The organism is Burkholderia sp. Ac-20384 (assembly GCF_017104605.1).
Taxonomy (GTDB): Bacteria; Pseudomonadota; Gammaproteobacteria; order Burkholderiales; family Burkholderiaceae; genus Burkholderia; species Burkholderia lata.
Genome location: NZ_JAAGPE010000066.1, coordinates 1 through 16727 on the forward strand (window position 1 = coordinate 1; position 16727 = coordinate 16727).

18 protein-coding genes are annotated in these 16727 nt (G+C 65.1%); 15 read left to right on the forward strand and 3 right to left on the reverse strand.

Annotated features, from left to right (window positions below):
• Both G3O00_RS15185 and lpdA read left to right on the forward strand, forming a co-directional pair.
• Positions 1-987: dihydrolipoyllysine-residue acetyltransferase (locus G3O00_RS15185; protein ID WP_206143470.1), on the forward strand; the 987-nt coding region annotated here is incomplete at its 5' end.
• A 281-nt stretch (positions 988-1268) separates the two neighbouring features.
• The gene (gene lpdA, locus G3O00_RS15190) at positions 1269-3035 is read left to right on the forward strand and encodes a dihydrolipoyl dehydrogenase (RefSeq protein ID WP_206143471.1); all 1767 of its coding nucleotides are present in this window, start codon (positions 1269-1271) and stop codon (positions 3033-3035) included.
• 205 nt (positions 3036-3240) lie between these two features.
• Here the strand turns inward: lpdA and G3O00_RS15195 are convergent, their stop codons facing one another.
• Complete coding sequence (locus G3O00_RS15195) at positions 3241-3807, reverse strand: phasin family protein (RefSeq protein WP_011352570.1); 567 nt, start codon at positions 3805-3807, stop codon at positions 3241-3243.
• Between the two features lie 654 nt (positions 3808-4461).
• Here G3O00_RS15195 and pbpG point away from each other — a divergent pair.
• Entirely contained in the window at positions 4462-5628 is a 1167-nt protein-coding gene (pbpG, locus tag G3O00_RS15200; protein WP_206143472.1) for a D-alanyl-D-alanine endopeptidase, read from the forward strand.
• Positions 5629-5721: 93 nt separating this feature from the next.
• Here the strand turns inward: pbpG and G3O00_RS15205 are convergent, their stop codons facing one another.
• Positions 5722-6531 (reverse strand): IclR family transcriptional regulator, encoded by an 810-nt coding sequence (locus G3O00_RS15205; protein ID WP_011352568.1) that lies wholly within the window; start codon positions 6529-6531, stop codon positions 5722-5724.
• Positions 6532-6714: 183 nt separating this feature from the next.
• Between G3O00_RS15205 and G3O00_RS15210 the strand changes: the two genes are divergently transcribed.
• The 12 genes from G3O00_RS15210 (at position 6715) to iscX (ending at position 15842) form a co-directional block, all read left to right on the forward strand.
• Positions 6715-7437 (forward strand): (Fe-S)-binding protein, encoded by a 723-nt coding sequence (locus tag G3O00_RS15210; RefSeq protein WP_174933570.1) that lies wholly within the window; start codon positions 6715-6717, stop codon positions 7435-7437.
• 34 nt (positions 7438-7471) lie between these two features.
• Complete coding sequence (locus G3O00_RS15215) at positions 7472-8884, forward strand: lactate utilization protein B (RefSeq protein WP_206143473.1); 1413 nt, start codon at positions 7472-7474, stop codon at positions 8882-8884.
• Between the two features lie 129 nt (positions 8885-9013).
• On the forward strand, positions 9014-9241 hold the full coding sequence (locus G3O00_RS15220; RefSeq protein WP_011352565.1) for a hypothetical protein: 228 nt from the start codon (positions 9014-9016) through the stop codon (positions 9239-9241).
• Between the two features lie 101 nt (positions 9242-9342).
• Positions 9343-9825, forward strand: coding sequence for a low molecular weight protein-tyrosine-phosphatase (locus tag G3O00_RS15225; RefSeq protein WP_011352564.1), 483 nt, complete (start codon positions 9343-9345; stop codon positions 9823-9825).
• 114 nt (positions 9826-9939) lie between these two features.
• Complete coding sequence (gene iscR / locus G3O00_RS15230) at positions 9940-10479, forward strand: Fe-S cluster assembly transcriptional regulator IscR (protein ID WP_009691731.1); 540 nt, start codon at positions 9940-9942, stop codon at positions 10477-10479.
• A 64-nt stretch (positions 10480-10543) separates the two neighbouring features.
• Positions 10544-11767: an IscS subfamily cysteine desulfurase gene (locus G3O00_RS15235; RefSeq protein ID WP_011352563.1), complete on the forward strand. Its 1224-nt coding sequence runs from the start codon at positions 10544-10546 to the stop codon at positions 11765-11767.
• Positions 11768-11838: 71 nt separating this feature from the next.
• Positions 11839-12246: a Fe-S cluster assembly scaffold IscU gene (gene iscU, locus G3O00_RS15240; protein WP_011352562.1), complete on the forward strand. Its 408-nt coding sequence runs from the start codon at positions 11839-11841 to the stop codon at positions 12244-12246.
• Positions 12247-12311: 65 nt separating this feature from the next.
• The gene (gene iscA, locus G3O00_RS15245; RefSeq protein ID WP_011352561.1) at positions 12312-12635 is read left to right on the forward strand and encodes an iron-sulfur cluster assembly protein IscA; all 324 of its coding nucleotides are present in this window, start codon (positions 12312-12314) and stop codon (positions 12633-12635) included.
• 97 nt (positions 12636-12732) lie between these two features.
• On the forward strand, positions 12733-13260 hold the full coding sequence (gene hscB, locus G3O00_RS15250) for a Fe-S protein assembly co-chaperone HscB (protein ID WP_011352560.1): 528 nt from the start codon (positions 12733-12735) through the stop codon (positions 13258-13260).
• Between the two features lie 54 nt (positions 13261-13314).
• A complete protein-coding gene (gene hscA, locus G3O00_RS15255) occupies positions 13315-15183 on the forward strand; it encodes a Fe-S protein assembly chaperone HscA (RefSeq protein WP_206143474.1) in 1869 nt (622 codons plus the stop codon).
• 88 nt (positions 15184-15271) lie between these two features.
• The gene (gene fdx / locus G3O00_RS15260) at positions 15272-15613 is read left to right on the forward strand and encodes an ISC system 2Fe-2S type ferredoxin (RefSeq protein WP_011352558.1); all 342 of its coding nucleotides are present in this window, start codon (positions 15272-15274) and stop codon (positions 15611-15613) included.
• 19 nt (positions 15614-15632) lie between these two features.
• Complete coding sequence (gene iscX / locus G3O00_RS15265) at positions 15633-15842, forward strand: Fe-S cluster assembly protein IscX (RefSeq protein WP_011352557.1); 210 nt, start codon at positions 15633-15635, stop codon at positions 15840-15842.
• Positions 15843-15972: 130 nt separating this feature from the next.
• On the opposite strand, the gene G3O00_RS15270 is transcribed toward iscX, so the two are convergent.
• Positions 15973-16716 carry a glycine zipper 2TM domain-containing protein gene (locus G3O00_RS15270; RefSeq protein ID WP_174933576.1) on the reverse strand — a complete coding sequence of 248 codons (744 nt, stop codon included), beginning with the start codon at positions 16714-16716 and terminating at the stop codon, positions 15973-15975.
• Between the last annotated feature and the right edge of the window lie 11 nt (positions 16717-16727).

The window sequence follows — 16727 nt, forward strand, 5'->3', positions numbered from 1 at the left end:
TCCGCGAAGGCCGCAGCACCGGCTGCTGCTGCGCCGGCTCCGGCCGCTGCGCCGTCGGGTGAATACCGCGCCAGCCACGCATCGCCGTCGGTGCGCAAGTTCGCGCGCGAACTCGGCGTCGAAGTCGCACGCGTGCAGGGTTCGGGTCCGAAGGGCCGCATTACGAAGGAAGACGTCACGGGCTTCGTGAAGGGCGTGATGACCGGCCAGCGCGCAGCACCGGGCGCGGCAGCCGCGCCGGCAGGCGGCGGCGAGCTGAACCTGCTGCCGTGGCCGAAGGTCGACTTCTCGAAGTTCGGCCCGTTCGAGGCGAAGCCGCTGTCGCGCATCAAGAAGATCTCGGGCGCGAACCTGCATCGCAACTGGGTGATGATCCCGCACGTCACGAACAACGACGAAGCGGACATCACCGAGCTCGAAGCACTGCGCGTGCAGCTGAACAAGGAACACGAGAAGGCGGGCGTGAAGTTCACGATGCTCGCGTTCGTGATCAAGGCGGTCGTCGCTGCGCTGAAGAAGTTCCCGACCTTCAACGCGAGCCTCGACGGCGACAACCTGGTGTTCAAGCAGTACTACCACGTCGGTTTTGCTGCGGACACGCCGAACGGTCTCGTCGTGCCGGTGATCCGCGATGCGGACAAGAAGGGGCTCGTCGATATCGCGAAGGAAATGGCCGAGCTGTCGAAGGCCGCACGCGACGGCAAGCTGAAGCCGGACCAGATGCAAGGCGGCTGCTTCTCGATCTCGTCGCTCGGCGGGATCGGCGGCACGAACTTCACGCCGATCATCAACGCACCGGAAGTGGCGATCCTCGGGTTGTCGCGCGGCCAGATGAAGCCGGTGTGGGACGGCAAGCAATTCGTGCCGCGTCTGACGCTGCCGCTGTCGCTGTCGTATGACCATCGCGTGATCGATGGCGCGGAAGCCGCGCGGTTCAATGCGTATCTCGGCGCGTTGCTCGCGGATTTCCGTCGCATCATTCTTTGATGAGCGGGGAGAGTGCTCGCGGGGGCGTGGGTTTTTTGTTTGTCGTCCGCGCCCGGTCGTTGAACCTGTTTCGCTAACGGTCTATTAGCGTCGCCCCTGCGCGGGGCGGCGGTCACTTTTCTTTGTCTTCCAAAGAAAAGTAACCAAAAGAAAGGCGCGTCCTTGGGCGGACAGCAAAGGTGGTTCTGCCCAGGTTCGCGCTCTTTGGTCAGGCCGTAGTCGCGGGTTTTCTCTGCGGGTTTCTCCCTCTCTGTCTGCAGCTAATCAAGAAGGGGACAGTAATGAGTCTCATCGAAGTCAAGGTTCCGGATATCGGCGATTTCAGCGGCGTCGATGTCATCGAAGTCAACGTCAAACCCGGCGACGTGATCGAAAAAGAGCAAACGCTCATCACGCTCGAATCCGATAAAGCCTCCATGGAAGTGCCCAGCGACGTCGCCGGCACCGTCAAGGAAATCAAGGTCAAAGCCGGCGAGAAGGTCTCGCAAGGCACCGTCATCGCCATCGTCGAAGCCTCGGCTGGCGCCGCCGCACCCGCGAAAGCACCCGAAGCAGCCAAGCCCGCAGCCGCTGCACCCGCACCGGCCGCAGCCGCTCCGGCTCCCGCGCCGCAAGCCGGCAGCTATGCAGGTGCCGTCGACGTCGAATGCGACATGCTCGTGCTCGGCGCCGGCCCCGGTGGCTACTCGGCCGCGTTCCGCGCTGCCGACCTCGGCATGAAGACCGTGCTCGTCGAACGCTATTCGACGCTCGGCGGCGTGTGCCTGAACGTCGGCTGCATCCCGTCGAAAGCGCTGCTGCATACGTCGCTCGTCGTCGAAGAAGCCGCGGCGCTCGCGTCGCACGGCATCACGTTCGGCAAGCCGGAAGTCGATCTCGACAAGCTGCGCGACTTCAAGGGCGGCGTCGTCAAGAAGCTGACGACGGGCCTCGCCGGCATGGCCAAGGCACGCAAGGTCGAAGTGGTCACGGGCGTCGGCGCATTCGTCGATCCGTTCCACATGGAAGTGCAGGGCGAAAACGGCAAGAAGGTCGTCCGCTTCAAGCAGGCGATCATCGCGGCCGGCTCGCAATCGGTGAAGCTGCCGTTCCTGCCGGAAGACCCGCGCATCGTCGATTCGACCGGCGCGCTCGAACTGCGCCAGCAGCCGAAGCGGATGCTCGTGATCGGCGGCGGCATCATCGGCCTCGAAATGGCGACGGTCTACTCGACGCTTGGCGCCGAGATCGACGTCGTCGAAATGCTCGACGTCCTGATGAACGGTGCGGACCGCGATCTCGTCAAGGTCTGGGAAAAGTACAACGCGAAGCGCTTCGGCAACGTGATGCTGAAGACCAAGACGGTCGGCGCGGAAGCGAAGGAAGACGGCATCTACGTGAAGTTCGAGGGCGAGAAGGCGCCGGCGGAGCCGCAGCGCTACGATCTCGTGCTCGTCGCGGTGGGCCGTAGCCCGAACGGCAAGAAGATCGGCGCCGACAAGGCTGGCGTCGCCGTCACGGATCGCGGCTTCATCGACGTCGACAAGCAGATGCGCACGAACGTGCCGCACATCTTCGCGATCGGCGATATCGTCGGCCAGCCGATGCTCGCGCACAAGGCCGTGCACGAAGGCCACGTCGCAGCGGAAGCCGCGCACGGCGAGAAGTCGTACTTCGACGCACTGCAGATCCCGTCGGTGGCGTACACCGATCCGGAAGTGGCCTGGGCCGGCAAGACGGAAGACCAGTGCAAGGCCGAAGGCATCAAGTACGGCAAGGCCGTGTTCCCGTGGGCCGCTTCGGGCCGCGCGATCGCGAACGGCCGCGACGAAGGCTTCACGAAGCTGATCTTCGACGAGGAAACCCATCGCGTGATCGGCGGCGGCATCGTCGGTCTGAACGCAGGCGACCTGATCAGCGAAGTGTGCCTCGCCGTCGAGATGGGCGCGGACGCGGAAGACATCGGCAAGACGATCCATCCGCACCCGACGCTCGGCGAATCGGTCGGCATGGCCGCCGAGCTGTATGAAGGCGTCTGTACGGACCTGCCGCCGCAACGCAAGAAGTAACGCGACCGGCTCGGCCGGCAATCTGCCGGCCCATGAAAAACGCCGCCGCTCGGGAAACCGGGCGGCGGCGTTTGCTTTTGCTTGCGGCCAGCGCGGTAGTCAAACGACCATTCGAAGCCGGCTGGCGGCTGCCGGTTCGCGCACGCTCCGGCACCACAAGCGAAAAAGCCGCGCTGGGCGCGGCTCTTTCAGGAGCAGGGGACGCTTACGCGGTCGGCTTGCTCGTACGACGTGCAGCAGCGGCGGTAGCAGCCTTCGTTGCGACGGCAGCAGCGGCGTTGAAGTTCGTTTCAGCGATTTCGACGGCTTGCTTCGTTGCCTTCTGAACCGTTTCGTACGTGGTGTTCGCAGCGTTCAGTGCCGACTTCAGTGCAGCGACAGCCGTTTCCGAACCAGCCGGGGCGTTCTTCGCGACGTTGTCGACGAGTGCCTGGACCTTCTTGTTCTGCTCTTCGAATTGCGCTTCGGCAACCTTCGCGAACTCGGCTTGCGTCGACGATGCGATTTCATACAGGTGACGGCCGTACGACAGCACCTTTTCCGCGACCGGCTGCGACAGGCTCGCTTGCAGCGCGATCAGTTCCTGTGCGTCCTTCACCGACAGCAGGCGCTGTGCGTTTTCCTGGCCTTCGGCCAGCGTCGACTTCACGACCTGCAGGTTGAGTTCGATCAGCTTTTCGACGCCTTCGAACGCCTTGGTCGTCAGACCGAACAGGCTTTCGAGGTTGGCTTTCTGGGCGGCGGCGATTTGCTCGGGGGTCAGCAAGGACATGTCAAGCTCCTGAAAAGCGATCGCGTCGATCGCAGGGTAAAGGGCACTACGCTGGGGAACCTCGGATGTGCGTGCTTTGTGCAACGCAACAATGAGGCTTATTTTAGGGCAGAGAAAACCAATGTCAAGTATTTTTTGTGCGTTGCACAATCGTGACAAATTATCGATAAAACAACGAGTTATCGTGGCCGTTCGGAATCGGTTTCATGCCGCGATCCCAGATGGTGCGCACGGCTGAGGGGCAGGCGCGGCGCACCATGATCATGCACAGGTAAACCTGACAGGCCTGTGGAACGTTATCCTTCTGTTCCTGTCGAAAAACGCGCCGTTTCGATGCGCGTACCGTGGCGACGTGCCGCTGCCACGGCCGAGACCGGCGCCCCTGGCACCCCGAGCGCCGGATACGTAGTTTCCCCGCTTTAAATCGCCTCCGAAGTGACGTTATCTCAATTAACCGTGTGTAATCGGGAGACGGGTACTGTCGGGCAGCGCATCCCATCAATTTTTTCGATGGGAGCGGGAGGGTTCATTGGTCAGAGGTTGGCCAACCCTTACATTCCGGTTTAACGACGATCGGTAAGTGCCTAATATTGCTCTTTTTTTCAGCTTTAACTACACTTGCGGAAACCTCCCGCCCGCTTTGTCCAGACCCCAATGAAAGCCGAATCGTTTTCACCGCGCAGATTGTTGCAGAGCATGACGCTCGGCACGGCTGTGTCGATCGCAGTCGCCTTGCTGGCGACCACCGCGACCGTCGCGCCCGCTGACGCCTTTGCCGCCACTGCGAAGACCCAACAAGCCGCCAAGAAAAAGGCTGTCGCTCCTGCTTCGTCCGCGAAGAAGAAGTCGGCCAAGGCCAGCTCCGATAAATCCGCGAAAGTCGCGGCCGCCGACGCGCCGCGCGCGAAGGCATCGCGCAAGCGCGTGACGCTCGCGTCGAACGTGCATGGCGGCCATCACGGCGCAGTGCGCAAGGTCGCGTTCCAGCCGCGCCGGCCGACCGTCGGCCAGGCGTTCGGCCTGCACGACACGCCCGACGCGCTGGCGCTGCGTTCGAGCGTCGCGTATGTCGTCGACCAGAATTCGGGCGAGCCGCTGTTCGACAAGAATTCGCACGCCGTCGTGCCGATCGCGTCGATCTCGAAGCTGATGACGGCGATGGTCGTGCTCGACTCGAAGACGCCGATGACCGACCAGATCGAAGTCACCGACGAAGACCGCGACTACGAGAAGGGCACGGGCTCGCGCCTGTCGGTCGGCTCGGTGCTGTCGCGTGAGGACATGCTGCACATCGCGCTGATGGCGTCGGAAAACCGCGCGGCCGCTGCGCTGTCGCGTTACTACCCGGGCGGCCGTCCGGCGTTCATCGCCGCGATGAACGCAAAGGCGAAGTCGCTCGGCATGACCGATACGCACTTCGAGAATTCGACGGGTCTGTCGAGCTCGAACGTGTCGAGCGCGCGCGACCTCGTGAAGATGGTCAATGCGGCGTACCAGTACCCGATGATTCGTCAGTTCTCGACCGATCGCACCTATGAGGTGTACACGGGCAAGCGCAACCTGGTCTACAACAGCACGAACGCGCTGATCCGCGGCAATGGCTCGTGGGACATCGGTCTGCAGAAGACGGGCTTCATCAACGAAGCCGGCGAATGTCTCGTGATGCAGGCGACGATCCACGGCAAGCCGATGGTGATGGTGCTGCTGGATTCGTTCGGCAAGTATTCGCGCTTCGCCGATGCGGCGCGCCTGCGCAACTGGCTCGATGCCGGCGGCGGCGAGCGCCTGACGGCGGCCAATACGCCGGCCGGCGGGACCTGATCGCACGATGGCGTGGCGGTTCGCCGCCGCGCCGACGGCTGAAAAAAAAGCCCCGCAATCGCGGGGCTTTTTCATTGGGTGCGCGGGAGCGGCTTACGCCTGCCGCTGCAGCCCGTCCGTATCCTTCGTGGGCGCCGGCCGGTAGCCGAGCGATTCCGAAATGGTGAGGGCCGTGCGGCTCAACTGGCCGAGCCACGCATCCTGGAGGCGATCGGCCGGCGCCGACAGCGACAGGCCCGCGACGAGCTTGCCCGAATCGTCGTAGATGCCGGCCGCGATACAGCGCACGCCGAGCTCCAGCTCCTCGTTGTCGCGTGCGCACGATTGCTGGCGCACGATCGTCAGCTCGCGCTCGAGCTTCGCGATGTCGGTGATGCTGTTCTGCGTATGGCCGGACAGCCCCGTGCGCGTCGCATAGGCGCGCACGCGCGACGTCTCGTCGGCCGCGAGGAACAGCTTGCCGACCGACGTCAGGTGCAGCGGCGCGCGGCCACCGATCGCACGGACGACCTGCATCCCGGAGCGCTCCGAATACGCGCGCTCGATGTAGACGATCTCGTCGCCCTGGCGCACCGACAGGTTCACGGTCTGCCCGGTGAGGCGGTGCAGCTCGCGCATCGGCATCAGCGCCGCGTCGCGTACCGACAGGCGCGCCTTCACGAGGTTGCCGAGCTCCAGCAACCGCATGCCGAGGCGGTACGTGCCGGGATCGGAGCGGTCGACGAGACGGCAGGTCACCATGTCGTTGAGGATGCGGTGCGCGGTCGACGGGTGCAGCTCCGTCCGCTGCGCAAGCTCCTTCAGGCTGACAGGGTCACTGTGCGCGGCGAGCGCGTCCAGCAACCGCATCATGCGTTCGATCACCTGGATCGACGTTTTTGAATCCGGGGTGGGTTGGCTCATGTCGGGGGAGAAATCGGTTGACGCGTCAAGCGGTATTGGAACGATTGTATCTCGTATCGTGAAAAAAGCGAACGCCGTTCGAGGAAATCCTCGTTTCGCGCCGTGCGGGCTTGCGTGAGCGCCGGCGTTGGTCTTGCCGGCCAAACGGCGGATAATGAGAGCCGTTTTCTCGAAGGAGCACGTATGCGAGTCGGTTTGTTCGTGACCTGCCTGGTCGATCTGATGCGCCCCGAAATCGGTTTTTCGGCGCTCAAGCTGATTCGCGACGCCGGCTACGAGGTGATCGTGCCGCCCGCGCAGACTTGCTGCGGCCAGCCGGCCTACAACTCGGGCGACCGCGCGCTCGCACGCGATCTCGCGGAAAAGACGCTGCGCGAGTTCGAGCAGTTCGATTACGTCGTTGCGCCGTCGGGTTCGTGCGGCGGGATGATCCGTGCGCACTACGGCGACCTGTTCCGCGACGACCCCGAGCTGATGGGGCGCTACACGCGGTTCCAGCAGAAGGTCTACGAACTGACCGATTTCCTGGCGAACGTCGCGAAGGTGTCGCTCGCGCCGGGCGAATTCACCGGGCCCGTCACCTATCACGATTCGTGCTCGGGCCTGCGTGAGCTCGGCGTGAAGGCGCAGCCGCGCGCGCTGCTCGCGCAGCGCGGCATCGCGGTCACTGAGATGAAGGACTGCGAGCACTGCTGCGGCTTCGGCGGCACGTTCGCGGTCAAGTACGGCGACATTTCGGCGGCCATCGCGGACGAGAAATGCGCGAACGTGCGCGCGGCCGGTACCGGCGCCGTCGTGCTTGGCGATCTCGGCTGCATGCTGAACATCGAAGGGCGGTTGCGCCGCACCGGCGACCGCGACACGCGCGTGCTGCACGTCGCGCAGGTGCTGGCGGGCGACGTCTGACGCCCGGTTCCGCTCACTTTTCCCCGATACCGCGATGCAAGTCCAATCGATGCATTTCAAGGCGCGCGCCGGCCAGAAGCTGGCCGACCAGCGCCTGCAGCAGAACCTGAAGAAGCTGTCGACGAAATTCGTGTCCGCGCGCGCCGACGCGATGACCGCGATCGACTTCCCGGCCACGCGCGCCGCCCTGAAGGCCCGCCGCAACCGTGCGCTGGAGAACCTCGACGTGTGGCTCGAGGCGTTCGAGCGCGAGGCGACGCGGCGCGGCACGACGGTGCTGTTCGCCGAAACGACCGCGGATGCCGCGCGGCTCGTGGCCGACATCGCGCGTCGTCACGACGTGAAGAAGGTCATCAAGACCAAGTCGATGGTGTCGGAGGAAATGCGCCTGAACGCGGTGCTCGCGGAGATGGGCGTGCAGTCGATCGAGACGGATCTCGGCGAATACATCCTGCAGATCAACGACAACGAGCCGCCGAGCCACATCATTGCGCCCGTCGTGCACAAGGACAAGGACGAGATTGCCGACCTGTTCGCGCGCACGCACAATCGCGAGCGGCTCACCGAGATTCCGGACATGACGCGCGAGGCGCGCGAGGTGCTGCGCCCGCATTTCATGTCGGCCGACATGGGTGTGACGGGCGGCAACTTCGTGATTGCCGAGACCGGTTCGGTCGCGATCGTGACGAATGAAGGGAACGAGGGGATGTGCACCGTGATGCCGCGCGTGCACGTGGCGGTAACGGGCATCGAGAAGGTGCTGCCGACGCTCGAGGATCTCGCGACCGCGATGCGCCTGCTGCCGCGCTCCGCGACGGGGCAGAAGACGTCGAACTACTTCTCGCTGCTGACCGGGCCGCGGGGCCCGGGCGACGAGGATGGTCCCGAGCAGAACTATGTGGTGCTCGTCGACGGCGGCCGCACCGGGCTGATCGGCGGCGAATTCCAGGAGATGCTGCGCTGCATCCGCTGCGGTGCATGCATGAACCATTGTCCGGTGTACCAGAAGGTCGGCGGCCACGCGTACGGCTGGGTCTATCCGGGACCGATGGGGTCCGTGCTGACGCCGAGCTACGTCGGGCTCGACCGCTCACTCGACCTGCCGCAGGCCGCAACCCTGTGCGGGGAATGCGACAGCGTGTGCCCGGCCGGGATTCCGCTGTCGCACTTGTTACGCACGCTGCGCGAGAAGCAGGTCGAGCGACACCTGCGACCGTGGCGCGAGCGGGCGGCACTCGCCGCCTGGGGCTTCTTCGCGCGCCGGCCGATGCTGTACGCGCTGACGACCAAGCTCGCGGTGCGCATCCTCGAGCGGCTGGGCGGCAACGGCGGCACGCTGCGGCGCCTGCCGATGATGGGCGGCTGGATGGATACGCGCGACATGCCGACGCCGACCGGGCGCACGTTCCGCGAGCTGTACGCGGCCTCGCAAAGTCACCTCGGCTGACGACTGTTCATCCGGTGACAACAGTGCGTTCGCTATTTGTATATTTATCTCGATAGGTGCGGTCTATAGAATCCTGTCTGTAGTCCCCGGAATTGGGTTTCGGGGTACGAGGTCAAGGAGGTCCGCATCATGAAAAAGACAATATCGATGTACTGGCCGCTGGCAATCGTCGTTCCGCTGGCCGCGGCTGCCTATCTGCATGCGATGGCCGAGGCGCCGTCGCGTGGTCCGCTCGCGGTTCACCAGGCTTCCGCCGAGCTGGCGCGCGCGGTGTCGTTCGGGCTGGTCGGCGACGCTGCGAAGCCGCTGCCGGCGGCATCCGGCGACGTCGTGCTCGCGGCGCCGAAGGCGCTGTAAGGCATGGCGCCGTCGCTTTGCGCGGCGGCGCGATTTCGGCCGCCTTTGTATAATGGCGTGTTCTTCTCCCACGCGGCTCGCCGCGGCTTTCCGATAGTGCGATGACCCGCGTTTCGATCTGTTTCGTCTGTCTCGGCAACATCTGCCGTTCGCCCACCGCGGAAGGCGTGATGCGTCACCAGGTCGACGCGGCCGCGCTGGCGGACCGGATCGCGATCGATTCGGCCGGTACTGGCGACTGGCATGTCGGCGAGCCGCCCGATACGCGTGCGCAGGCTGCCGCACGTGGCCGCGGCTATGACCTGTCGGCGCTGCGCGCACGACAGGTGAGCGCGGCGGATTTCGAGCGCTTCGACCTGCTGCTCGCGATGGACGACGCGAATCTCGCGGAGTTGCGCCGCCGCTGTCCGCCGCAGCATCACGACAAGGTGCGCCTGCTGATGGAATTTGCGCCGGATTCGACCGAAACCGAAGTGGCCGATCCCTATTTCGGCGGTGCGCAGGGCTTCGAGCAGGTGCTCGATCAGGTCGAGCGCGCGTGCGCGGGCCTGCTGGAGACGCTCCGGGCCCGCACGGAGCGTTGACCGCGCGGAATTCAGCGGTCTGCGAATACCCTATCAAAGACATGGATACTTGACTAAAATCGTCAAATATTTATACTTGACCAAAATCGTCAAGATTGCAGTCCCCTAGACACTATGAGACTCACCACCAAAGGCCGTTTCGCCGTCACGGCGATGATTGACTTGGCACTGCGCCAGGAGCAGGGCCCGGTGACGCTTGCAGGCATCAGCCAGCGCCAGCGGATTTCGCTCTCGTATCTCGAACAGCTGTTCGGCAAGCTGCGCAGGCATGAAATCGTCGAATCCGTGCGCGGCCCGGGCGGCGGCTACAACCTCGCGCGTCGCGCGCAGGACGTCACCGTCGCCGACATCATCATCGCGGTCGATGAACCGCTCGACGCCACGCAGTGCGGCGGCAAAGGCACGTGCGACGGCTCGAAGCAGCCCGACGGCCATTGCATGACGCACGAGCTGTGGTCGACGTTGAACCAGAAGATGGTCGAATACCTCGATTCGGTGTCGCTGCAGGATCTCGTCGATCAGCAGCGCGCTCGCGAGGGCGCACCTGCGGTGCTGCGCGACCGGCGCACGCCGGAGCCCGTTGCGGCGCCGGCCGAGCCGGTTCGCACGATGCCGCTCGGCCCCAATTCGGTGTTCAACATCGCGAGTTCGTGAGCGCGAAGGCGCCGCCATACCCCATAACGCACATAGTCCCTGCACAGAATTCCCGGAGCGACAGATGACCCAAGACACTCTCCACCTGCCCATCTATATGGATTACAGCGCGACGACGCCGGTCGACCCGCGCGTGGTCGACAAGATGGTGCCGTACCTGCGCGAGCAGTTCGGCAACCCGGCGTCGCGCAGCCACGCATATGGCTGGGACGCCGAGCGTGCGGTCGAGGAAGCGCGCGAGAACGTGGCCGCGCTCGTGAACGCGGATCCGCGCGAGATCATCTGGACGTCCGGCGCCACGGAATCGGACAACCTCGCGATCAAGGGTGCCGCGAACTTCTACAAGGGCAAGGGCAAGCACATCATCACGGTGAAGACCGAGCACAAGGCTGTGCTCGATACGTGCCGCGAGCTCGAGCGTGACGGTTTCGAAGTCACTTACCTCGACGTGAAGGATGACGGCCTGATCGACCTCGACGTGTTCAAGGCTGCGCTGCGCCCGGACACGATCCTCGTGTCGGTGATGCACGTGAACAACGAGATCGGCGTGATCCAGGACATCGAGACGATCGGTGAAATCTGCCGCGAGAAGGGCATCGTGTTCCACGTCGACGCCGCCCAGTCGACCGGCAAGGTCGAGATCGACCTCGCGAAGCTGAAGGTCGACCTGATGTCGTTCTCGGCGCACAAGACCTACGGCCCGAAGGGTATCGGCGCGCTGTACGTGCGTCGCAAGCCGCGCGTGCGCATCGAAGCGCAGATGCACGGCGGCGGCCACGAGCGCGGCATGCGTTCGGGCACGCTGGCGACGCACCAGATCGTCGGCATGGGCGAAGCATTCCGTATCGCACGTGAAGAAATGGCGACGGAAAACGAGCGCGTCCGCATGCTGCGCGACAAGCTGCTGCGCGGCCTGTCGCAAATCGAGGAAACGTACGTGAACGGCGACATGGAACGCCGTGTCCCGCACAACCTCAACATCAGTTTCAACTTCGTCGAAGGCGAGTCGCTGATCATGGCGATCAAGGACGTCGCGGTGTCGTCGGGCTCCGCATGCACGTCGGCGTCGCTGGAGCCGTCGTACGTGCTGCGTGCGCTCGGCCGCAACGACGAGCTGGCACACAGCTCGATCCGCTTCACGGTCGGCCGCTTCACGACGGAGCAGGAAGTCGATTTCGTGATCAACCTGCTGAACAGCAAGATCGCGAAGCTGCGCGAACTCTCGCCGCTCTGGGAAATGCACCAGGAAGGCATCGATCTGTCGACGATCGAATGGGCCGCACACTGAGCGCCGGATTGAAGAACATACCCGCGGGCGGATTCGCGCACGCAGACGTTACGAGTCAAGGAGTCTGAGTCATGTCTTACAGCAACAAGGTTCTGGATCACTACGAAAACCCGCGCAACGTCGGTTCGTTCGCGAAGGACGACGACACGGTCGGCACGGGCATGGTCGGCGCGCCGGCCTGCGGCGACGTGATGAAGCTGCAGATCCGCGTCGGCGCGGACGGCGTGATCGAAGACGCGAAGTTCAAGACCTACGGTTGCGGTTCGGCGATCGCGTCGAGCTCGCTCGTCACCGAATGGGTGAAGGGCAAGACGCTCGACGAAGCACTGTCGATCAAGAACACGCAGATCGCAGAAGAACTCGCGCTGCCGCCGGTGAAGATTCACTGCTCGATCCTCGCGGAAGACGCGATCAAGGCAGCCGTGGCCGACTACAAGAAGCGTCACGACACCACGGAAGGCGATCAGGCAGCAGCCTGAGCGGCATCGAGCGGCTTTCAGAAGGAACGCGGTGGGCCCCGGTGGCGCGCCGCGGCAAGGACATCATGGCAATTTCACTGACCGAAAAAGCAGCACAGCACGTCCAGAAATACCTCGTCCGTCGCGGCAAGGGTGTGGGCCTGCGGCTTGGCGTTCGCACGACCGGGTGCTCGGGGCTCGCGTACAAGCTCGAGTATGTCGACGAGCTGGCTCCCGAGGATCAGGTGTTCGAGAGCCATGGCGTGAAGGTCATCGTCGATCCGAAGAGCCTGGCCTACATCGACGGCACCGAACTCGACTTCGCACGCGAAGGCCTGAACGAAGGGTTCAAGTTCAACAACCCGAACGTGAAGGACGAGTGCGGCTGCGGCGAATCGTTCCGCGTGTGACCACGCGGATCTCCGCGCGATGCGGGCAAGAGGCGGCACGGGCCGCCTTTTTAATGTGCGGCGTTTGCCGCGCGACGAACCGGAATTGAACGCGACGATGGTCTCGCTGAAAGACAGCCACTTCGACCTGTTTCACCTGCCGGCGCAATTCGCGCTCGACGAGACGGTGCTCGACGCCGCCTACCGAACGGTGCAGACGCAGGTGCATCCGGACCGCTTCGCAGCGGCCGGCGACGCGCAGAAGCGCATCGCGATGCAATGGGCCACCCGCGCGAACGAGGCGTATCGCACGCTGCGCGATCCGCTGAAGCGCGCGTCGTATCTGCTGTCGCTGCGCGGCGTCGATATCGGCGCGGAAAACAACACCGCGATGGAGCCGGCGTTCCTGATGCAGCAGATGGAGTGGCGCGAGGGCATCGAGGATGCCGCGGCCGCCCGCAACGTCGACGCGCTCGACGCGCTGCTCGCCGAGTTGCGCGAAGAGCGGCGCGTGCGGGTGGAGCGCCTCGGCACGCTGCTCGACAGCGGCGCCGATCAGGCGGCCGCCGAGGCCGTGCGCCAGCTGATGTTCATCGAACGGGTCGCGTCGGAAGTGGGCGCGCAGATCGAGCGCCTCGAAACTTAACCGCGTGCCTTGCGGCACGCGCAGCAAACGGGCCGAGCGCCCGAACGAACCAAGATGGCTTTACTGCAAATTTCCGAACCGGGCATGGCGCCGGCGCCGCATCAGCGGCGACTCGCCGTCGGGATCGATCTCGGCACGACGAACTCGCTCGTCGCGGCCGTGCGCAACAGCGTGCCCGAAGTCTTGCCGGACGAAGCAGGCCGCGTGCTGCTGCCGTCGGTGGTCCGCTATCTCGAGAAGGGCGGCCGACGCATCGGCCACGAGGCGAAAGAGCAGGCCGCAACCGATCCGCGCAACACGATCGTGTCGGTCAAGCGCTTCATGGGCCGCGGCAAGGCCGAGGTCGAAGGTGCGGCGAACGCGCCGTACGAATTCGTCGATGCGCCGGGCATGGTGCAGATCCGCACCATCGACGGCGTGAAAAGCCCGGTCGAAGTGTCAGCCGAGATTCTCGCGACGCTGCGCTATCGCGCGGAAGATTCGCTGGGCGACGACCTGGTCGGCGCGGTGATCACGGTGCCTGCGTATTTCGATGAAGCGCAACGCCAGGCGACCAAGGATGCCGCACGCCTCGCGGGCCTCAACGTGCTGCGCCTGCTGAACGAACCGACCGCCGCGGCGATCGCCTACGGTCTCGACAACGGGTCCGAAGGCCTCTACGCGGTGTACGACCTCGGCGGCGGCACGTTCGACCTGTCGATCCTGAAGCTGACCAAGGGCGTGTTCGAAGTGCTGGCCGCGGGCGGGGATTCCGCGCTCGGCGGCGACGATTTCGACCATGCGCTGTTCGGTCACGTGCTCGCGCAAGCCGGCATCGATGCGAAGACGCTTGCGCCCGAGGACGTGCGCTTGCTGCTCGATCGTGTGCGCGTGCTGAAGGAAGCGCTGTCGTCCGCGCCGCAGGCGTCGCTCGACGTCACGCTGTCGGGTGGCGCGCACCTCGTGCAGACCATCTCGCACGACACGTTCGCGTCGCTCGTCGAGCCGCTCGTGCAACGCACGCTCACGCCGACCCGCAAGGCGCTGCGCGACGCGCAGGTCACGTCGGCCGACATCAAGGGCGTCGTGCTCGTCGGCGGCGCGACGCGCATGCCGGTGATCCGCGACGCGGTCGCGAAATATTTCGGCCAGCCGCCGCTCGTCAACCTCGATCCGGACCAGGTCGTCGCGCTCGGCGCGGCGATCCAGGCCGACCTGCTCGCAGGCAATCGCGGCACCGGCGACGACTGGCTGCTGCTCGACGTGATTCCGCTGTCGCTCGGTGTCGAGACGATGGGCGGACTCGTCGAGAAGATCATTCCGCGCAACTCGACGATTCCGATCGCACGCGCGCAGGAATTCACGACCTTCAAGGACGGCCAGACCGCGATGGCGATCCACGTCGTGCAAGGCGAGCGCGAGCTCGTCGCCGACTGCCGGTCGCTTGCGCGCTTCGAGCTGCGCGGCATTCCGCCGATGACGGCCGGCGCCGCACGTATTCGCGTGACCTACCAGGTCGACGCGGACGGCCTGCTGTCGGTGTTTGCCCGCGAGCAGCTGTCGGGCGTCGAGGCATCGGTCGTCGTGAAGCCGTCGTACGGTCTTGCCGACGATGACATCGCGAAGATGCTCGAGGACAGCTTCAAGACCGCCGAAATCGATATGCGCGCCCGCGCGCTGCGCGAAGCGCAGGTCGAGGTCGAGCGGATGCTCGAGGCGACGCAGGCTGCGCTGGCGGCCGACGGCGAACTGCTCGACGCGGACGAGCGCACGCAAGTCGACGCGTTGGCCGCGGCGCTGCGCGCGGTCGCGCAAGGCGACGATACGAACGCGATCGAAGCGGCGACCAAGGCGCTGGCCGAAGGCACCGACGAATTCGCGGCGCGCCGGATGGACAAGAGCATCAAGCGCGCGCTGTCGGGCCGCCGGCTCGACGAAATCTGAACTCACGAACTGCGCATGGGCCGGCGACGGCCCGCGCGATAATGAACCGTGCGGCGCCTGGCGCCGCACCCTGACTGACGGAACGGACATGCCTCAACTGGTGGTGCTGCCTCACGTCGAACTGTGCCCGGACGGCGCAGTGATCGACGCGACGCCCGGCAAGAGTATCTGCGACAACCTGCTCGAACACGGGATCGAGATCGAGCATGCATGCGAGAAGTCGTGCGCGTGCACGACGTGCCACGTGGTGATCCGCGAAGGCTTCAACGACCTGACGCCGTCCGAGGAGGACGAGGACGATCTGCTGGACAAGGCGTGGGGCCTCGAGCCGACGTCGCGCTTGTCGTGCCAGGCAATCGTGAAGGAAGATTCGGACCTGGTGGTCGAGATTCCGAAGTACTCGATCAACCACGCGAAGGAAAACCACTGACAGGAACCGGAGGCAGGCGATGAAATGGACCGATTCGCGTGAAATAGCCATTGCACTGGCGGACAAGCACCCGGACATCGACCCGCAGCGGATCAACTTCGTCGACTTGCGCCAGTGGGTGCTCGAGCTCGATGGCTTCAACGACGATCCGACCCATTCCGGCGAGAAGATCCTCGAGGCGATTCAGGCCCACTGGATCGACGAATCGGACTTCGACGACGAAGACTGAATACCGCGTGCGCCGCAATGGCGCAGCCGGCCGGTAACGAAAGAAACGGCTCGTGAGCAATCGCTCACGAGCCGTTTTCATTTTCAGGCCGGTTGCCCGCGGTCGATACGCGGGCAGGGGCGTCACGCGATCACGCGCCGACCAGCGACCCGTTCTCGATCCGCACGCGCTGGCCCTGGCCGAACGGCGGCTGCTGGTTGCGGTACGTGAACGTGCGCGTCGCGCCGCTCTCCATCTGCACTTGCACCTGGTAGTCGGTTTCCGCGCGCACCTGCTTTTCGACCTGGTTGCCGGCGAGGCCGCCACCCAGTGCGCCGATGATCGTCATCGCGGTACGGCCGTTGCCGTGGCCGAACTGGTTGCCCAGCAGGCCGCCCGCCGCGGCGCCGCCAACCGCACCGATGCCCGAGCTTTGGCCGGGCGTGCGGATCGGCGTGACCGCGACGACCGTACCGCAGCTCTGGCAGTAGGTCTGCGCGGGTGCCGACGGTTGCTGAGCGTATTGCGGCGGCTGCGGTGCCGTCGTGTGACGGCGATGCGGTGCGGCCGGGCGCGGCGCGGGCTTCGGTTCGGCCTGCGCGACGGCGGCGGCTTTCTGCTGCGCGGCGGCCTGGGCGGCCTGTTCGGCCGCCTGCTGCTGAGCCTGAGCGGCCAGTGCGGCGCTGGCCGCGGCGGCCGTATCGACGGCTGGCTGCGATGCGATCAGCGCGGCCTGGGTCTGGCCGTTCTGTTCGTTGCTGCTGCTGGCCTTCGGGAACACGCCGGTGATCGCGGCCGTCGCCGCGAGGCTGGCGACGATGACGGCGCCGGCGGCGGTGGCGATGAGCGGGTGGAGGCGTTGCTTTTGCGGCGTGGTCTGATTCTGGTTGTCCATTTTTTTCTCCG